The sequence below is a fragment of the Pseudomonas sp. AE27 genome (assembly GCF_037113495.1).
Classification (GTDB): domain Bacteria; phylum Pseudomonadota; class Gammaproteobacteria; order Pseudomonadales; family Pseudomonadaceae; genus Aquipseudomonas; species Aquipseudomonas palmensis.
This window is the reverse complement of the sequence record NZ_CP146966.1, coordinates 1,775,342-1,793,168: the sequence shown is the minus strand read 5'-3', so window position 1 is coordinate 1,793,168 and position 17,827 is coordinate 1,775,342. Positions and strand designations below refer to the sequence as shown.

The window sequence follows — 17,827 nt, the reverse complement described above, 5'->3', positions numbered from 1 at the left end:
TGGCATCACACGGCCTTGGCACGCGGGTCCACCCAGTGATTGATCAGGTCGACGAGAAAGTTCACGACCACGTAGATCGCCGCCGCCAGCAGGGTGATGCCCAGCAGCAGCGGCACGTCCTTGGATGTTGCGGCGTCGAGCATCAGCCGGCCGATGCCCTGGCGCGAGAACAGCAGCTCGATCACCACCGCACCGCCGAGCAGGCTGGCGAACACGAAGCCGGACAGGGTCACCAGCGACACCAGCGCATGGCGCAGCGCGTGTTTGAGGCGCACGCCGGTTTCGGACATGCCGCGGGCGCGCGCCATGGCGATGAAGGGTTGTTCGAGAATGTCTTCCAGTTCCTGGCGCAGTACCTGGCTGAGCACCGCCGCCACCGGCAAGGCCAGCGCCACGCTCGGCAGTATCAGCGCCTGCCAGCCGCTGGAGCCGGACGGCGGCAGCAGGTGCCAGCCGAACGCGAACACCAGCAGCAGGCCCAGGCCGATCACGAACGAGGGCGCCGACGACAGCACCAGCTCCGTGCCCGACACCAGCGAGCGCAGCCATGGCGCGCGATTGGCGGTGAGCACCGCGACCAGCACGGCCAGCAGCACCGCCAGTACCGCCGCAGCCAGCGACAGTTGCACGGTGGCGCCCAGTTGCCCGGCGATGATCTGCCCCACCGGGATGCGCAGGCGGTACGACTCGCCCAGGTCGCCCTGGGCCAGGCGCCCCAGGTAGTGGCCGTACTGCACGATCAACGGCTGGTCCAGGCCGTATTCGGCGCGCACCTGGGCGATCAGCTCGGCACTGGGCATCGCCTCCGGCCCGCCGAGGATGGCCAGTGCCGGGTCGCCGGCGCTCAGGTTCAAGGCCAGGAAGGTCAGGGTCGCCGCGCCCCAGAGCACGCCGATGCCGGCCAGCAGCCGACGGAGTATCAGGCGCAGGGTGTTCATCGGGCCTCCTGGTCGAGCCATATGCTGGTGAAGAACGGGGTGTTGTGCGAGGTATCGAAGATCACGCCCTTGACCGCCTTGCGGTAGGCCACCAGCACATGGCTCTCGTACACCGGTACGGCCGGCACGGTTTCCACCAGGCGTTGCTGCGCGGTGCGGTACAGCGCGGCCAGCTCCACCGGGTCGGTGGAACGGCGCGCCGCCGACAGCGCCGCATCGAGGGCGTCATCGCGAAAACGCCCGGCGTTCTGGCCGATGAGCTTGGGCGTGCTGATCGCATTGCTGTGGTAGAGGATGTACAGCCCGTCGGGGGTGTTGGTGTGCCAGTAGCCGCCGGCGATTGCCTGAAAGTTGCTGGCATAGCGGCGCTCGGTGACCTGGGCCAGGGGCAGCAGATCGATGGCCAGCTCGAAACCGACCTTCTTGAGGTCGGCCTGGATGGCCACTGCCACGCTACCGGGGAAGGCGCCGGTCTCGTACATCAGCAGGCGCGCCGACAGGCGCTGGCCGTCCTTGACCCGGTAGCCCCTGGCGTCACGTTCACCCCAGCCGGCCTGGTCGAGAATGCGGTTGGCCTCGGCCACGTCATAAGCCAGCACATCCTTGAACGCGGGGTCGTAGTAGCGGGTGTTGGCGGCCAGGAAATCGCCCTTGGGCTGGTACTCGCCAAAGCCGGTGATCCAGGCCAGGCCGTCGCGATCGATGGCCTTGGCCACGGCGCGGCGCACCTGCACGTCCTGGAACGGGAACTGCTCGACGTTGAAGGTCAGGCTGCGAAACGGGTTGGCCTTGCGGATGCGGCTGCTCATCTGCAGGTCGGGGTTGCTGCGAATGGCCCTGGCGTTCTGCGCCGGCGCGTCCACGGTGAAGTCCGACTGGCCGGACTCGAGCGCGCTGAAGCGGATCATCGGCTCGGGCACGATGCTCAGTTCCAGGCGGTCCAGGTAGGCCTCGCCGTTGTGCCGGGTCACCGGGGGCGCCCAGTTGTAGCCCTTGCGTTTGACAAAGGTGGCGCCCTGGTCGCGGGTATAGCTTTCCAGCACGAAGGGCCCCGAACCGATGGCATGCTCGGCGATGGACTTGGGCGCCTCGAGGATCTGGCGCGGCGAGATCATGCTCAGCCAGGACTGCGCCAGCACGTCCAGGAACGGCGAATAGGGTTCGCGCAGGTGCGCCTCGAAGGTGTACTCGTCGACGATGCGCCCGTTCACGTAGGGCGCGATGTACGCGGCGGCCAGCGGCGACTTGGTGGCCGGGTCGCGCATGTGCTCCAGGTTGATCTGCACGGCGCGGGCGTTGAATTTCTCGCCGTCGCTGAAGGTCACGTCATCGCGCAGGTGGAAGGTGTAGGTCTTGCCATCCGGCGAGATGTCCCACGACTTGGCCAGCCACGGCGAGATGTTGCCCTGGTCGTCCTGGTACAGCAGGCAGTCGAACAGGATGCGCCCCAGCCACTGCACGTTGCCGTGGGAAATCGAATGCACGTCCAGGGTGGTGGTGTCGGACGCCGTGGAAATGCGCAGCGTGCCGCCCGGCTTGCCTGGCGCGGCTTCGCGGTAGTCCTCGGCGGCGTAGCTCAGGCTGCCGTCGCGCAGCACGCCGTCGGCGCTCGATACGCTGTTGCGCGGCGCTTCGCTGGCCGGCTTGCAGGCGCCCAGCGCCACCACGCTGGCGAGTACGGCCAGGCGTGCGAGCCTTGTGATCAGGGTCATGTGCTTCCTCCGCCAGCACCGCGTGCAGGTGCACGTCGGCGCTGGCCGCGCTGGCTTAGAAGTTGTAGGTCACGCCGGTGAAGGCGCCGAAGCCGTCGCCCGGGTACAGCGACGCGACGTCCCTGCCCTGGGAGTTGTAGGTCGGCAGCACGGCGGTCACGTAGTCCTGGTCGGTGATGTTCTTCAGGTCCAGGTACACCTGCCAGGTCTTGCCCGGGTCGTCGTAACCCAGGCGCGCGCCCCACAGCGTGTAGGACGGCGCGTAGAAGCTGTTGGCGTAGTCCACCGACGTCTTGGACGCGGTGCGCACGTTGACCCCGGCGTAGAAACCGCTGGCCCACTGGTACTGCAGCTCGCCCTGATACACGTGCTTGGGCAGGCCCGGCAGTTCGTTCTTCTTGAACAGCGGGTCGTTCTCGTAGTGGAAGTCGTTGAGGGTGTAGGCCTGGCGCCAGGTCAGGCTGTCACCGTTGGCGCCTTCCCACAGGCGGGTGCTCAGGCCGGCCTCGATGCCCTGGTGGATGGTGGGCGTGGCATTGGAGGTGGACACCACCGCGGCAGAGGTGGCGGTGGCCGGCAGCACTTCGACGTTGAGCAGCTCGTTCTTGACCCAGGATTTGTAGAACGCCAGGCTGCCGTCGAAGATCCCCGACTTGCCCTTGATGCCGAACTCCACGGTGTTGGCCGCTTGCGGCACCAGTGGCTTGGCGTAGTTGCTGGTGACCCCGGAGCCGGAGCTGGACCAGGAGCTTGGCGGGTCGATGGTGCGGCTGGCGTTGGCGAACAGCTGCACGTCCGGGGCGATGTAGTAGCGCAGGCCGATACGCGGGGCCAGCTTCCACTCGTCGTACTTGTAGTGGCTGGGCAGGCCGCTGGTGTTGGGGCGGTCGCTGTAGGTGACGTTGATGTCACGCTTGATCTCGATCGCCGACACGCCGGTGGCCAGGTACAGGTTGTCGGTCAGGCCCAGGTCGTTGCCCAGGGTGAACACATGGTCGAACGAGCCGTCGTACTCGACCTGCTTCTGCAGAATGCCCAGATCCTTGTCGCCCTTGTAGGTGCGTGCGCCGGAACGGATGTGCTGGGTGCTGCTCCAGCCCGCGGTGGTGGTGCTGGGCAGGCCGAACAGCTGGTCGGTGCGGCTGTACTTGAGCGAGTAGTTGATGTCGCGCCAGTCCCAGTAGTTGGGGTTGACGGTGCTCTTGCGGCTGAGGATCTGCGGGTAATTGTGGTACACCAGCCCGGCTTCGAGGGTGGCATCGTCATCGAAGGTGTAGGTGGTCTTGCTGCCGACCCAGGTCGAGCCGCGCTTGGTGGAGTCGCCACGGGTGGCGTAGGTGGCGGCGTTGGTCTGTTTGGAGTTCTTTTTGAGCTGCGCCAGGGTCAGGGTGCCCGAGTTCTCGTGGTATTCCTCGCGGTAGCGGATGTACAGACGGGTTTCGAGCTTGGGGTTGAAGCGGTAGCCGAAGTTGCTGACCACCCCCTTGGCCTTGGTGAAGGTGAAGTCCTGGTAGCCGTCGCGGCGAGCGTTGTCGACGCTGACGTAGTAGTCGGCATTGCCGGCCACGCCGCCGGTGCTCAGGGTCTGCTTCTGCCAGCCGAAACTGCCGCCTTCGAGCTTGATGCGGTTGCCCGGTGCGGTCAGCCCGGAGTTGGTCACGAAGTTGATCGCGCCCCCCAGTGAAAGTGCGCCGTATTCGAAGGCGTTGGCACCGCGCAGTACTTCGGTGTAGTTCAGGCCCTGGGTATCCAGAAGTTCATAGGGCGTGCCACCGGCGCCGGTCAGTGCAAGGCCGTCGAAGAGAAACTTGGTGCCTTCGCGAAAATAGCCGGGCGAGGTATTGGCGCCGGAGCCGCGAATGGAAATCTTGATGGCATCGTTGCCACCGGCAGCTTGGGCGTAGACGCCGGGCTGGTACGCCAGGGTGTCTTCCAGGGTGGCCGAGCGGCCCTTTTCGACTTCAGCCTGGGTGACCAGGCTGGTACCGCCGGCGACCTCGTCGAGTTTGCTCTGCGCCGCCTGCACAGGGCTCTGTTTGGCGGCCTGCACGGTGACCGTACCCAGGCGCTTGTCGCCGCTGGTGTCGGTGTCGGCGGCCGAGGCCAACGGGATGAAGGTTAATAGTGCGCTGCTTACAGCGAACAGGGATGAATGTCGCAATACTGCCGAAGTTGCCCAATGCACGCGTTTCAAGGTCTTGCTCCCCACCTGATTAAAATTAGGCGAGTTTCTATTGGTATAGTCAATCTCACAGGGACTATTGCAGCGAGCGTGCCAACTGGCGAAGTGCCTTGTTTAAAGGGGTTTAGTTATAAAGCGGCAAGTAATCGGGTGTTGTATTGGAGGGCTAGTGTCGGGAGGGTGTTGCCAGGCGAACAGTTGCCAGTTGCTGATCTATGTATATAACCGGCAAGGCCGGCGCCTACAGGTTGGCCGCTGTCTGTAGGCGCCGGCCTTGCCGGCGAAGCAGTAGTGGGCTTGTTACAGACCCTGGTGCAAGGCCCACAGCCGAGCGATGTCCCGCGCCCTGTCGCGTAGCAAAGGCGCCGCCTGCTCGCACGCCTGCTGCAGGCTCATCGGCCCGCTGGTCAACGCAAATGCCGCATCGATGCCATGCTCGTACAGCGCCTGGTAGCCCTCGCCCAGGGTGCCGGCAATCACCACCACCGGCACGCCGTGACGCCTGGCTATGCGCGCCACACCGAACGGGGTCTTGCCGCGCAGGGTCTGCGCATCGAAGCGCCCCTCCCCGGTGATCACCAGGTCGGCACCGCGTACCGCCGCCTCCAGCCCGGCCAGCTCGGCCACCACTTCGACCCCAGCACGAAACTGCGCGCCCATGAAGGCCTTGGCCGCAAAGCCCATGCCGCCCGCTGCGCCACAGCCCGGAAACGCCCGAACGTCTTCCTCCAGCAGGCCGGCGCAATGGTCGGCAAAGTGCCCCAGTGCATGGTCGAGCAAGGCGACCTGGGCGGGGCTCGCCCCCTTTTGCGGGCCGAAGATCGCCGAGGCACCATTGGCCCCGCACAGCGGGTTGTCGACGTCTGCGGCCACTTCCACCTGCACGTCGAGCAGGCGCGGGTCCAGCCCGCTGCTGTCCAGCCGGGCCAGGTGCGCCAGGGCCAGGCCGCCCGGTGCCAGTTCAGCGCCCTGGGCATCGAACAGCCGCAGCCCCAGCGCTCGCAGCATGCCACTGCCGGCATCATTGGTGGCACTGCCGCCGATGGCCAGGATGATGCGCTGTGCCCCGGCATCCAGCGCCGCGCCGATCAGTTGCCCGGTGCCATAGGTGCTGCTGCGGCATGCATCGCGCTGCGCGAGGCCGAGCAGTTGCAGGCCGCTGGCCTGGGCCATTTCGATGATGGCGGTGTGGCTGTCGGCCAGCCAGCCCCAGTGGGCCAGTACCGGTGTGCCGAGCGGGCCCTGCACCTGCAGGCTGCGCTGTTCGCCGCTGCAGGTCGCCACCAGGGCCTGCAGGGTGCCCTCGCCGCCATCGGCCATCGGGCAACTGACCAGCTCGGCCTGTGGCAAGGCATCGGCCAGCCCCCGGGCGATGGCAGCGGCCACGTCTTCGGCGCTCAGGCTGTCCTTGAACGAGTCGGGGGCGATGACGATTTTCATGCGGTGTGCTCCTTATCCAGATGAGCTGCATGCTGACAGTTGCGCCGGCGGCGGGCGTCGGTCGGATGCACAGGCGGGCGCAGGGTTATTTGTTCAGTTGGACAATGCACCGACCAAGCGGCCCGCACAGGCAATCAACTGTTCACGGGCAACAACTGCAACCCCAGGTACAGGCTCAGCATCCCTTCCAGCCGCATCGGGTCCACCCCGCTCAACTCGGCCACCCGTTCCAGTCGGTAACGCAAGCTGTTGCGGTGAATGCCCAGCGCCTCGGCGCACGCCTGGCTCTGCCCGTCGTGGGCGCACCAGGCCCGCAGGGTGGCCAGCAGCTGCCCGTTGCTGTCCTTGGCACGCAGCCGTTGCAGCGGTTGCAGCAGTTCGTCCAGTGCATCGTCGTTGCGATGACGCCACAACAGCGCCGGCAGCCGATAGCGCGCCAGGGTCAGCAGGCGCTGGCGGGGCAGTACCTCGCGCCCGTAGGCAAGCAGGTCGCGCACCCGACGATAACCGCGGCGCAGGTTGTCCAGCCCTTCGGCCGGGCCAGCAACTGCCAGGCGCTGCACGGTCCAGCCCTGGGCCTGCATCTTGTCCAGCAGGCGCTGTTCGTCCAGCGCCACCGTCGCCGGGCGGCACCACAGCAACGACTGACGTGCCGGGCTCACGCACCAGCTGTCGGGGTAGCGCAGCATCAGCCAGGCCGCCAGCGGCTCGGCGGCCGGGCCCTCCTCCAGCTCGAACAGGCACGGGATACGCGTGAGCTGGGGTTTGAGACCCAGTTGCCGAGCCTCGTCCACCAGCCGGGTGGCGTCGCCGTTGCCGCCCAGCAGCAAGGCCAGCAGGTCGTCGCAGCGCTGCTTGCGCCATTGCTGCTGCACTTGCAGGTGCCGTTGGGCCAGCAGCATCTCGGCGGTCATGCGCACCAGTTCGGCGTAGGTGCGCACCTGCTGCGGGTCGCCGGTGATGCCGAGCACGCCGATCAGGCGCCCGTCCAGCAGCAGCGGCAGGTTCACACCCGGCTGCACGCCCTTGAGGCACCTGGCGGCCTCTTCGTCGAGCTCGACGATGCGCGCGTTGGCCAGCACCAGTTGCGCGCCTTCGTGGCGGGTGTTGATACGCTGCGCCTCGCCACTGCCCAGGATCAGCCCCTGGCTGTCCATGACATTGACGTTGTAGGGCAGAATGGCCATCGCACGGTCGACGATATCCTGTGCCAGGTCGTGGTCGAGCTCGAACATGGGCGGATCCTTGTGGTCGCAATGGTTGGTCGAGGGCACAGCGGTGCAGCGCAAAGGCTGTGCAAAAGCACAAAGACAGCGTCCTCTGGCTCAAACAGACTCGTCATGACAACTGCCTCGACGCAGTTGCGGCGATAAACATAAAAACAGAGAGAGAATCATGTCATACCGCCCTGCCCCTGACCAAGGCCACGACATCGACCGCAACGCGCTGTACCGGCGCATCACCCTGCGGCTGATCCCGTTCATCTTCATCTGCTACCTGTTCAACTACCTGGACCGCGTCAACGTCGGCTTCGCCAAGTTGCAGATGCTCGACGCGCTGAAGTTCAGCGAAACCATCTACGGCCTGGGTGCCGGCATCTTCTTCATCGGCTACGTGCTGTGCGGCCTGCCCAGCAACCTGGCGCTCAACCGCTTCGGGCCACGGCGCTGGATCGCGCTGATGATGATCGCCTGGGGCACGCTGTCGACCTGCCTGCTGTTCGTCACCACCCCCATGGAGTTCTACGTGCTGCGCCTGTTCACCGGCGCCGCCGAAGCGGGGTTCTTCCCGGGTATCGTGCTGTACCTCTCGCGTTGGTTCCCGGCGCAGCGGCGCGGGCGCATCATGGCGCTGTTCATGTCGGCGATCCCGGTGTCGGGGCTGCTGGGCGGGCCGTTCTCGGGGGGGATTCTCAACCACTTCGCCGCCGGCCAGGGCGGCCTGGCCGGCTGGCAATGGATGTTCCTGATCCAGGGCGTGCCTACCGTGGTGCTCGGCTGTCTGGCGATCGTGCTGCTCAGCGACGGCTACGCCAAGGCCGGCTGGCTGACCCCGGCGCAGCGCCAGGCGGTTGAGGCCGACCTGAATGCGGATGCGGCGGCCAAGCCGAAAACCGCCAGCGACAGCCTGCTGTCGGTGCTGGCCAACCCGTTGATCTGGACCTTCGGCTTCATCTACTTCTGCATCCAGAGCGGCGTGTATGCGATCAACTTCTGGCTGCCATCGATCATCAAGAACATGGGTTTCGACGATGCCCTGCTGATCGGCTGGCTGAGCGCCATCCCGTACCTGCTGGCCGGGCTGTTCATGCTGCTGGTGGGGCGTTCGGCAGACCTGCGCAACGAGAGGCGCTGGCACCTTGTGGTGCCGATGCTGATGGGCGCGGTGGGGCTGCTGATGGCGGTCAACTTCGCCCACAGCCCGGTGATCGCGATTCTGGGCCTGAGCATCGCGACCATGGGCGCGCTCACCGGCCTGCCGATGTTCTGGCCGATGCCCACTGCCCTGCTCACCGCGGGCACTGCAGTGGCGGGCCTGGCGATCATCAACTCGGTGGGCCAGATGGCCGGGTTCCTCAGCCCGTACCTGGTGGGCTGGATCAAGGACCAGACCGGCTCGACCGACGTGGCGTTGTATTCGCTGGCGGGGTTGATCGTGGTGGGCAGCCTGGTGGCGCTGCGGGTGTCGCGCCCCAGCTGACGACCGCTTCGCCGGCAAGGTCGGCTCCTACGGGCCTGAGGGCCGTTCACACGATTGTGCGGGAGCCGGCCTTGCCGACGAAGCTTTCAACCCTGTAAAACAGCTCGACCCCCTCCCGCAAAAGGATGCTCGAGCATGATCTACCGTCCCCTGGGCCGCAGTGGCCTGCAGGTTTCCGCCCTCACCCTGGGCAGCATGATGTTCGGCGAGCAGACCAGCACCGAAGACTCGCTGCGTATCATCGACAAGGCCTGGCACCAGGGCATCAATTTCATCGATACCGCCGACGTGTACAACGCCGGCCGCTCCGAAGAAATCGTCGGCGAAGCCATCGCCCGCCACCGTCACGATTGGGTGCTGGCCTCCAAGGTCGGCTTCGGCCCGGTCGACGGCCTGCCCAACCGCAGCGGCCTGAGCCGCAAGCATATCTTCAATGCCATCGACACCAGCCTCACGCGCCTGGGCACCGATTACCTGGACATCTACTACCTGCACCGCGAAGACCACGCCACCCCGCTGGAGGTCAGCGTGGCAGCCATCGGCGACTTGCTGCGCCAGGGCAAGATCCGTCACTGGGGCGTGTCGAACTTTCGCGGCTGGCGCATCGCCGAGGTGTGCAACCTGGCCGAACGCCTGGGTATCCCCAAGCCTGTGATCAGCCAGCCGCTGTACAACATCGTCAACCGCCAGGCCGAAACCGAGCAGTTCACCGCTGCAGCCTTTCACGGCCTGGGCGTGGTGCCCTACAGCCCGCTGGCGCGTGGGGTGCTCAGCGGCAAGTACGCCCCCGACGCCACCCCGGACGCCAACAGCCGCGCCGGGCGCCAGGACAAGCGCATCCTCGAGACCGAATGGCGCAGCGAGTCACTGGCCATCGCGCAGAAGATCCACGCCTATACCCAGGCCAAGGGCGTGGGCATGGTCGAGTTCGCCATTGCCTGGGTGCTCAACAACCAGCACGTCAGCTCCGCCATCGTCGGCCCGCGCACCGAAGCGCAGTGGGACACCTATGGCGGTGCGCTGCAGGTGAAGATCACCGCCGAAGACGAAGCCTTCATCGATTCGCTGGTTACCCCCGGGCATGCCTCCACCCACGGCTACAACGACGCGGCGCACTTCGTCAGCGGGCGCCAGCCACGCTGAGTTCGCAACCGATCAGGTGGCTGATGGCGGCCTTGAGCTTCATCGGCCGCACCGGTTTGTGCAGCAGGCTGTGGCCCAGGTCGCGCACCTGCTGCTTGAGCTCCACGCTGTAGTTGGCAGTGATCATCAGGGCCGGCAACGGCGTGTGCCGCTGCGTATTGATCGACCCGACCGCCTCCAGGCCATTGCGGTCGTTGTCCAGGTGATAGTCGACGATCAGCAGGTCGGCCCACTCGCTGTCCAGTGCCACCTGGCGGGCCAGGTCCTGCTCGCTCAGGGCGGTGACCACCGAGCAGCCCCACTGCTCCAGCAGGCTGCGCATGCCCGCGCAGATCGCCGCATCGTTGTCCACCACCCAGATACGTGCGCCGTCCAGGCGTTCGGTCAGCGGCTCGACCTGTGACGGTTGCGGCTCGCGCCGGGGCGCACGCTTGCTGCGCGGCACCTCGATGGAGAACACCGAGCCCTTGCCCGGCGTGGAGCGCAGGTGCACGCGGTGGCCGAGAATGCCGGCGATCTTGTCGACGATGGCCAGGCCCAGGCCCAGGCCGCGATCCTGGTCGGGACGCTGCAGGTCGCCGCGCTTGAACTCCTGGAACACCTCGGCGCACTTGTCGGGGGCGATGCCGATGCCGGTGTCCCATACCTCGATGAACACCCGCTGCCCACGCCGCCGGCACCCGAGCATCAGGCGCCCCTGCGGGGTGTAGCGGATGGCATTGCTGAGCAGGTTGCGCAGGATGCGTGCCAGCAGCTGGATGTCGCTGCGCACCCGCAGGCTGCTGCGCACGTAGCTCATGCGCAAGCCTTCGCTGGCGGCGGCATGGGCGTACTCGGCGGCCAGGTTGTCGAGCAGGTCGCTGACGGCGAAGGTCGCGACATCGGCCTTGATCACCCCGGCATCGAGCTTGGAGATGTCGACCAGGGTGCCCAGCAGGCTTTCGACGTCATCCAGCGAATTGCTGACGTTGCGCACCAGCGCCGGGCTTGCACAGTTCTGCTCCTGCAGCGCGCTGGTGAACAGGCGCGCGGCGTTGAGCGGTTGCAGCAGGTCGTGGCTGACCGCGGCAAGGAACTTGGTCTTGGACAGGTTGGCCTGGTCGGCCTCCTGCTTGGCCTCGCGCAGGCGCGCTTCGGCGCGGCGCCGCTCTTCGATTTCGCGCAGCAGTTGCTGGTTGAGCTGGGTGAGTTCGGCGGTGCGCTCGCGCACCCGCAACTCCAGGTTCTGGTAGGCCTGGTGCAGGGCTTCGGCGGTACGCCGGCGTTCGGTGATGTCGCGGATCAGCACGAAGATCCCCACCACCTCGCCGCTGGCCAGCTGGTTGGGCACATAGGAGCGCAGCATGTAGCGCTCCTGGCCGTGGGCGTTGGTTTCGGCGAACTCGAACGTCACGCTCTCGCCCGACAATGCCCGCTCCACATAGCTCTCCAGGCGCTGGTAATGCTCGGCGCTGTGCACCTCGCGCAGGCTCTGGCCGAGCATTACCCCGCGCGGCCAGCAGTACCACTGCTCGTACACCTTGTTGGTGAACTCGTAGACCAGGTCGGCGTTGAGGTAGGCGATCAGCGCCGGCACGTGGTCGGTGATCAGGCGGATCCAGCGCTCGCTCTCGCTCAGCGCCTCGGCATGCTGATAGCGCTCGGTGATGTCGGTGAAGGTGTTGACGAAACCGCCGGCCGGCAGCGGATGGGTACGGATTTCGAGCATGCGCCCGTCGAACAGGCGCTGCTCCAGTTCATGGATGCTGCGCCCGTTGGCATCGGTGCTGGCCGGGGTGAGCAAGGCCAGCTCGCTGTCGGCGATCACCTCGGCAAAGTCGCGATGGGCGGCAATCGGGGCCAGCCCGCTGAGTTCCAGGAAGCGCCGGTTCCACAACTCCAGCACGCCGTCGGCATTGACCATGGCCACGCCCTGGGACAGGTTGTCGACCGCACGCTGCAGCAGGTGCGACTTCTGCGCCACGGCCTGTTCGCGGCGCTGGGTTTCGCTGAGCTTGATCTGGGTGATGTCGGTGAACAGCATCACGCAGCCGCCGCCCTGGGTCGGCCGCTCGCTGACCTGCAGCCAGCGCCCGCCCTGCAGGCGGTACACCATGTGCTCGGCGCTGGGGCCGCGTTGCTCTTCGCAGAACAGCCCGGTGCTCTGCATCAGCCGCTTGATCTCGGCCAGACGCATGCCGCCGATGATGCGGATGCGGCTGTTGGCCCAGAACGCCTTGAAGCGCTGGTTGAACAGCACGATGCGCTGCTGCGGGTCGAACAGCACGAAGGCGTCGGAAATGCTTTCGATGGCGTCCACCAGGTACTGGTGCGCGGTTTCGGCGCGCAGCCGCGCATCGCTGAGCAGGTGGTTGCTGGCCTTGAGTTCGGCCATGGCCTGGTTCAGCGCATCGGTGCGCTCGCGCACCTGCTCGGCCAGCACCACCGAGTGCTGGAACGCCGCATACGAGTCGTCCGGGCGCGCGGCGCCCGATTCCTGGCGTTCGATCAGGGCGGCGTTGATACGGCTGAGCTTGCGGTTTTCATGCTGCAAGCGGGCGATCAGCGCGGCCTGGTCAATGTCCACGGCGTGCACGGGGCTGGCCAATGGCGACGCCGGTGAACGTCTGGTTGATGTGCATGCCATTGAACTGTTCTCCATAGGAGTTGAACCCCACCACAGGCTGCTGCTGCAAAAAGGCGCCGACGGCTTCGAACTCTGCGCTGCCTTCCAGCTCCAGGCGGCGCAGGAAGCAGTCGCAGCCGATGGTCAGCAGCAACGGCCCGAGGCGTTCGCGCAAGCCGTCGAACAACGCGCTCAGGTTGGGCAGCAGGGGCCCGGGGCGCATGGCGGTGAGCACGATGCCGTTCTCCACCGCGCAGTAGAAACTCAGGCTGCCGTCGTCGTGCACCTGCTGGATGGCCCGCACGTAGTAGCGCTCGTTGATGCGCACCGCCAGCGGGTGGGCGGCGAAGGTGCGGTGGTCGAGCTGTTCGGGGGGCACGCCGATCAGCGCGGCGTACTCCTGCGCGGCGGGTTCGGCATTGAGCTCGTAGACCCGGCGCAGGGTACTGTCGGCGCGGGTGACCACGAGCTTTTCCTGGCGCGGCTGGATGTGGTGGGTGGTGAATACCTCGAAATCCAGGCAGGTATTGACCAGCAGCACCACGGCAGCGCTGCTGTGGAAGGCGCCGTCGAAGTACACATGGGTGTGGTGCAGGTAGTTGTCGTCGCCGGCCGAGCCGCCGAAATGCGGGATGTCGCCCAGGGCGGCACTGAGGGCGGCAAGCACGGTTTCCTCACGGCTGGACAGCCCGTCGAGCAGGGTCAGGGCGAAGCTGTGGCCCTTGATCGGGGCCAGGGTGTTGCTGCGACAGTCGCCGACCAGGCGCTCGACCATCTGCTGCGCGTCGATCAGGCTGAAGTACTGCATGGGGGCGATGAGTTCGGCGGCAATCGAGAACATCCGGTAATCGAAGCCCAGCGCGGTGATGCAGCCGCGGCCGTAGCCTTCGGGGGTGATTTCGCCGGCGCTGGTGCAGCCTGCCAGGCGGATGCCGCCCAGGCTCTGTTGCAGCGAGTGGGCCAAGGCTGGCAGGTCGTATTCGGCGGAGCAGAAGAACAGCACGAAGCCCAGGTGCGGGTGCAGCAGCTGACGGGCCAGGTCCTGTGCGGCCTCTTCGGCGACACTGGCGCGCGAGACGGCACTGACAATGCCCTCGGCGGGGGGGTGGTGCATGACGGCCTCCGGCGGGGGCTTTAACGGATGGGCCCAGTGTACGAAGGGGCTGGAGAGGGTCGAATGCTACTTGGGTAGTGGGTGGGGGTGGCATTGGTTGTAGGTTTGCAAGGGGGGTGCCCTTTCGCTGGAACGCCGGCGCCCACAGGTTTGCCACTGACGTGAAGGACAGAGGCATCGCTGTGGGCGCCGGCTTGCCAGCGAAGGGGGCGACGCGGTTTACCAGGTCAGCACGGCACCCAGGGCCAGCGTATCGGTGTCTTCGTTCTGGCTGCTGCCCTCATGCCCGCGGATTTCGAACTGGTTGTATTCGGCTACCAGGGTGAGGTTGGCATTGATGTCGCGGAACAGCGCGATGCCGCGGGTCTCGTAGTCGGCGCCGGTGTTGACCGCGCCGTTGCCGTCGTCCTTGGTCTTGCCGTACGACAACGCCAGGCGGTTCTTGCCGAACTTGTACGAGCCCTGCATCAGGTAGCCCTTGCTGTCGACCTCGCGCAAGGTTGCTTCCCCGGCGTTGTTGGTGAAGAACGGGTTGATGCCCTTGGCGGTGAAGCCGGAACCGGTCAGCGAGAAGGCGCCCATCTTGGCCTGTACGCCATAGCCCAGGCCCTTGGAGGTCACCGAGTCGACGTTGTGATCGGTGTTGTCCGAGGTCTGGTAGCCACCGTTGATCCAGCTGTAGATCTTGGCGCCCCCCAGGTCGAACTGGTAGGTGATCTCGCTCTCGGTGCGCGGATTCTTCTGGTAGGCCTTGCCCACCGCGCTGTCATCGTTGGTATCGACCGGGTCCATGATGCCCACGGCGATGCGCAGGCCATCCATCACCGGGGTGCGGTAGGTGATCTGCGCAGTGGGGAACGGGTACGGGTAGCCGGTGCCGATGTTGCCGAACGATACGCCGCCACCGTCCACCAGGCCGAGGGTGTCACTGACCTGGCCATAGCCGGCCAGCAACTCGTCGAGCAGGATGTTGGAACGGGCGAACAGGCCGAAGTCCTTGCCGATCAGTACTTCGCCCCACTCCGAATTGGTCACGGTGCCGTAGAACTGACGCACGTCGATGGCCGTGTCGGTGCCGTTGGTTTCACTGTCGTTGATGGTGACCCAGAACGAAGCGCGCCCGCCCAGCTTGAGGTCGTCGATCTGACGGGTCATGTTGAAACCCAGGTAGTTGGGCAGAAAGCCCATCTTGACCCGGGACTGGCGACGGTCGAACTGCTCGCCGTCACGGTCGACCTTGCTGTTGACGTAGAAGGCGTTGATGTAGCCGTCGGTGGAAAAGGTCGTGTCGTCCTTGTCGTACAGCATGATCTCGGCCTGGGCCAGCGGGGTCAGGCCCAGCGCGGCAAGGCTCGCCACCAAGGGCAGGAAACGTGTATGGGCATTCTTATTGTTGTGCATGACGCTCTCCGCAAACGGGTGGACGGTTGTCGGAGGCGATTATCGAAAAGCGGCGCCGCGCGCCCTACGCTGCCTTGGGGGCAAGGCGCTGCTGCTTTGGCGAGGCGCGAGGTGCCAGGCACCGGGGAACTAATCCTGTGTCCGCCAGTGTCACAAGGCTAAAGTGCCAGCACCCGCTCCGGATGGCCGAGACCACCATGCAAAAATGCAGACAGGCACTGCAGTTTTGTCGATTGTAATGGGCAAAATTGCACTGTTACGATCCGACGATCCTTGAATTCATCTCCACGGCGCGACAAATCATGTGGAAAATCAATAACAAAGCAGGGAGACAGCGATGACCGCGCAAGCGCATTCCCCGGTCGATACCAACGTACTGGCTACCGTACGCAACCATGTAGGCCATCTGACCCTCAACCGCCCCGCCGGCCTCAACGCCCTGACCTTGCCGATGGTGCGTCAGCTGCAGCAGCAGCTCGACGCCTGGGCCGTCGACCCGCAGGTTCACGCAGTGGTTCTGCGTGGCGAAGGCCCCAAGGGTTTCTGCGCCGGCGGCGACATCCGTTCGCTGCATGACAGCTTCAAGGCAGGCGACAGCCTGCACCGCGACTTCTTCGTGGAGGAGTACGCGCTGGACCTGTGCATTCATCACTACCGCAAGCCCATCGTTGCCCTGATGGACGGCTTTACCCTGGGCGGCGGCATGGGCCTGGCCCAGGGCGCGGAGCTGCGTGTGGTCACCGAGCGCAGCCGCCTGGCCATGCCCGAAACCGGCATCGGCTACTTTCCGGACGTGGGCGGCAGCTATTTCCTGTCGCGCATCCCCGGCGAACTGGGCACCTACCTGGGGGTGAGCGGCGTGCAGATCCAGGCGGCCGACGCGCTGTACTGCGGGCTGGCCGACTGGCATGTCGACAGCGCCAGGCTGAGCACCCTGGATGAACGCCTGAACACGCTCAAGTGGAGCGAGCACCCGCTCAAGGACCTGCAGGGCGTGCTGGCCAGGCTGGGCACCCAGACCCTGGACAACCCTCCCCTGGCTGCGCTGCGCCCGGCCATCGACCACTTCTTCGCGTTGCCCGATGTGGCCAGCATCATCGAGCAACTGCGTGCCGTGACCGTCGGCGACAGCCACGAATGGGCACTCAAGACCGCCGACCTGCTGGCCACGCGCTCGCCCCTGGCGATGGCGGTGACCCTGGAGATGCTGCGTCGCGGGCGCCACCTGAGCCTGGAGGACTGCTTTGCGATGGAGCTGCACCTGGACCGGCAATGGTTCGAGCACGGCGACCTGATCGAAGGTGTACGCGCGCTGATCATCGACAAGGACAAGCAGCCTCGCTGGAACCCCGCCACCGTCGCCGAGCTTTCACGCTCGCGGGTGGATCAATTCTTCGAAGGCCTGTGAGGGCCGGAGTACGCACATGCAAGACCTGGAACTGACTGAAGAACAGATCATGATCCGCGACATGGCGCGCGACTTCGCCCGTAACGAGATCGCCCCGCATGCCCAGGCCTGGGAAAAGGCCGGCTGGATCGACGATGGCGTGGTGGCCAGGATGGGTGAGCTGGGCTTGCTGGGCATGGTGGTGCCCGAGCAATGGGGCGGCAGCTACACCGACTACGTGGCCTATGCACTAGCGGTGGAAGAGATTGCCGCCGGCGATGGCGCCACCGGGGCGTTGATGAGCATCCACAACTCGGTGGGCTGCGGCCCCCTGCTCGCCTATGGCAGCGACCTGCAGCAGCAGACCTGGCTGGAGCGTCTGGCCACCGGCCAGGTGATCGGCTGCTTCTGCCTTACCGAACCCCAGGCCGGCTCCGAGGCGCACAACCTGCGCACCCGTGCCGAGCGCGTGGGTGATGAGTGGGTGATCAACGGGTCCAAGCAGTTCGTCAGCAATGCGCGGCGCGCGGGCCTGGCGATCGTGTTTGCGGTGACCGACCCGGAGCTGGGCAAGAAAGGGCTGTCGGCGTTTCTGGTGCCGACCGACAACGAAGGTTTCGTGGTCGATCGCAGCGAACACAAGATGGGCATTCGCGCCTCCGACACCTGTGCGGTGACCTTGAACAACTGCCGTGTGCCGGCAGCCAACCTGCTGGGCGAGCGTGGCAAGGGCCTGGCGATCGCGCTGTCCAACCTTGAGGGCGGGCGTATCGGGATTGCGGCTCAGGCGCTGGGCATTGCGCGCGCGGCGTTCGAGGCGGCGCTGGCGTATTCGCGTGACCGCATCCAGTTCGGCAAGCCGATCAACGAGCACCAGAGTGTGGCCAACCTGTTGGCCGACATGCAGGTGCAACTCAATGCGGCGCGGTTGTTGATACTGCATGCGGCGCGTTTGCGCAGTGCGGGCAAGCCGTGTTTGAGCGAGGCTTCGCAGGCCAAGCTGTTTGCTTCGGAGATGGCCGAACGGGTGTGTTCCAAGGCCATCCAGGTGCATGGTGGGTATGGTTACCTGGAAGACTACCCGGTGGAGCGATACTACCGCGATGCGCGGATCACGCAGATCTATGAGGGCTCGAGCGAGATTCAGCGCATGCTGATTGCGCGGGAGTTGAAGCACTATCCGTTGTAAAGGCGCGGTTTGATGT

General features: G+C 65.8%; 12 protein-coding genes. 4 read left to right on the top strand and 8 right to left on the bottom strand.

Annotated elements, in window-relative coordinates; all coding sequences use genetic code 11:
* Nucleotides 1-5: 5 nt before the first annotated feature.
* From V9K84_RS08275 to V9K84_RS08255, 5 genes are all read right to left on the bottom strand, one after another.
* Nucleotides 6-938, bottom strand: a complete 933-nt coding sequence (locus tag V9K84_RS08275; RefSeq protein WP_054914524.1) for an ABC transporter permease — start codon at nt 936-938, stop codon at nt 6-8.
* Nucleotides 935-2,650 carry an ABC transporter substrate-binding protein gene (locus V9K84_RS08270; RefSeq protein ID WP_088514923.1) on the bottom strand — a complete coding sequence of 572 codons (1,716 nt, stop codon included), beginning with the start codon at nt 2,648-2,650 and terminating at the stop codon, nt 935-937. The genes V9K84_RS08275 and V9K84_RS08270 overlap by 4 nt, the downstream gene beginning before the upstream one ends.
* A 55-nt stretch (nt 2,651-2,705) precedes the next feature.
* A complete protein-coding gene (locus V9K84_RS08265) occupies nt 2,706-4,835 on the bottom strand; it encodes a TonB-dependent receptor (RefSeq protein WP_229590261.1) in 2,130 nt (709 codons plus the stop codon).
* A gap of 297 nt (nt 4,836-5,132) precedes the next feature.
* Nucleotides 5,133-6,272, bottom strand: coding sequence for a glycerate kinase (locus tag V9K84_RS08260; RefSeq protein WP_054914526.1), 1,140 nt, complete (start codon nt 6,270-6,272; stop codon nt 5,133-5,135).
* Nucleotides 6,273-6,406: 134 nt separating this feature from the next.
* Nucleotides 6,407-7,507 carry a sugar diacid recognition domain-containing protein gene (locus V9K84_RS08255; protein ID WP_043862760.1) on the bottom strand — a complete coding sequence of 367 codons (1,101 nt, stop codon included), beginning with the start codon at nt 7,505-7,507 and terminating at the stop codon, nt 6,407-6,409.
* A gap of 160 nt (nt 7,508-7,667) precedes the next feature.
* Between V9K84_RS08255 and V9K84_RS08250 the strand changes: the two genes are divergently transcribed.
* Together V9K84_RS08250 and V9K84_RS08245 are read left to right on the top strand one after the other, a co-directional pair.
* Nucleotides 7,668-8,972 (top strand): MFS transporter, encoded by a 1,305-nt coding sequence (locus V9K84_RS08250; RefSeq protein WP_088514924.1) that lies wholly within the window; start codon nt 7,668-7,670, stop codon nt 8,970-8,972.
* A 135-nt stretch (nt 8,973-9,107) separates the two neighbouring features.
* Nucleotides 9,108-10,115: an aldo/keto reductase gene (locus tag V9K84_RS08245; protein ID WP_088514925.1), complete on the top strand. Its 1,008-nt coding sequence runs from the start codon at nt 9,108-9,110 to the stop codon at nt 10,113-10,115.
* On the opposite strand, the gene nahK is transcribed toward V9K84_RS08245, so the two are convergent.
* From nahK to V9K84_RS08230, 3 genes are all read right to left on the bottom strand, one after another.
* On the bottom strand, nt 10,093-12,741 hold the full coding sequence (gene nahK / locus V9K84_RS08240; protein ID WP_078481000.1) for a hybrid sensor histidine kinase/response regulator NahK/ErcS': 2,649 nt from the start codon (nt 12,739-12,741) through the stop codon (nt 10,093-10,095). The two genes, V9K84_RS08245 and nahK, sit on opposite strands and share 23 nt — an antisense overlap.
* Nucleotides 12,671-13,834 carry a nitric oxide-sensing protein NosP gene (nosP, locus tag V9K84_RS08235; protein WP_054914528.1) on the bottom strand — a complete coding sequence of 388 codons (1,164 nt, stop codon included), beginning with the start codon at nt 13,832-13,834 and terminating at the stop codon, nt 12,671-12,673. The genes nahK and nosP overlap by 71 nt, the downstream gene beginning before the upstream one ends.
* A gap of 219 nt (nt 13,835-14,053) precedes the next feature.
* Entirely contained in the window at nt 14,054-15,235 is a 1,182-nt protein-coding gene (locus V9K84_RS08230) for a porin (protein ID WP_043860154.1), read from the bottom strand.
* Between the two features lie 337 nt (nt 15,236-15,572).
* On the opposite strand from V9K84_RS08230, the gene V9K84_RS08225 reads away from it, so the two are divergent.
* Nucleotides 15,573-16,643, top strand: a complete 1,071-nt coding sequence (locus V9K84_RS08225; RefSeq protein ID WP_088514926.1) for an enoyl-CoA hydratase/isomerase family protein — start codon at nt 15,573-15,575, stop codon at nt 16,641-16,643.
* A 16-nt stretch (nt 16,644-16,659) separates the two neighbouring features.
* A complete protein-coding gene (locus tag V9K84_RS08220; protein ID WP_088514927.1) occupies nt 16,660-17,811 on the top strand; it encodes an acyl-CoA dehydrogenase family protein in 1,152 nt (383 codons plus the stop codon).
* The last annotated feature ends 16 nt before the right edge of the window (nt 17,812-17,827 follow it).

Coding starts and splice junctions, on each gene's coding strand:
- V9K84_RS08275 (WP_054914524.1), bottom strand. CDS start 938: ATGAACACCCTGCGCCTGATACTCCGTCGGCTGCTGGCCGGCATCGGC.
- V9K84_RS08220 (WP_088514927.1), top strand. CDS start 16,660: ATGCAAGACCTGGAACTGACTGAAGAACAGATCATGATCCGCGACATG.
- V9K84_RS08260 (WP_054914526.1), bottom strand. CDS start 6,272: ATGAAAATCGTCATCGCCCCCGACTCGTTCAAGGACAGCCTGAGCGCC.
- V9K84_RS08245 (WP_088514925.1), top strand. CDS start 9,108: ATGATCTACCGTCCCCTGGGCCGCAGTGGCCTGCAGGTTTCCGCCCTC.
- nosP (WP_054914528.1), bottom strand. CDS start 13,834: ATGCACCACCCCCCCGCCGAGGGCATTGTCAGTGCCGTCTCGCGCGCC.
- V9K84_RS08250 (WP_088514924.1), top strand. CDS start 7,668: ATGTCATACCGCCCTGCCCCTGACCAAGGCCACGACATCGACCGCAAC.
- V9K84_RS08230 (WP_043860154.1), bottom strand. CDS start 15,235: ATGCACAACAATAAGAATGCCCATACACGTTTCCTGCCCTTGGTGGCG.
- V9K84_RS08255 (WP_043862760.1), bottom strand. CDS start 7,507: ATGTTCGAGCTCGACCACGACCTGGCACAGGATATCGTCGACCGTGCG.
- V9K84_RS08225 (WP_088514926.1), top strand. CDS start 15,573: ATGACCGCGCAAGCGCATTCCCCGGTCGATACCAACGTACTGGCTACC.
- V9K84_RS08270 (WP_088514923.1), bottom strand. CDS start 2,650: ATGACCCTGATCACAAGGCTCGCACGCCTGGCCGTACTCGCCAGCGTG.
- nahK (WP_078481000.1), bottom strand. CDS start 12,741: ATGGCATGCACATCAACCAGACGTTCACCGGCGTCGCCATTGGCCAGC.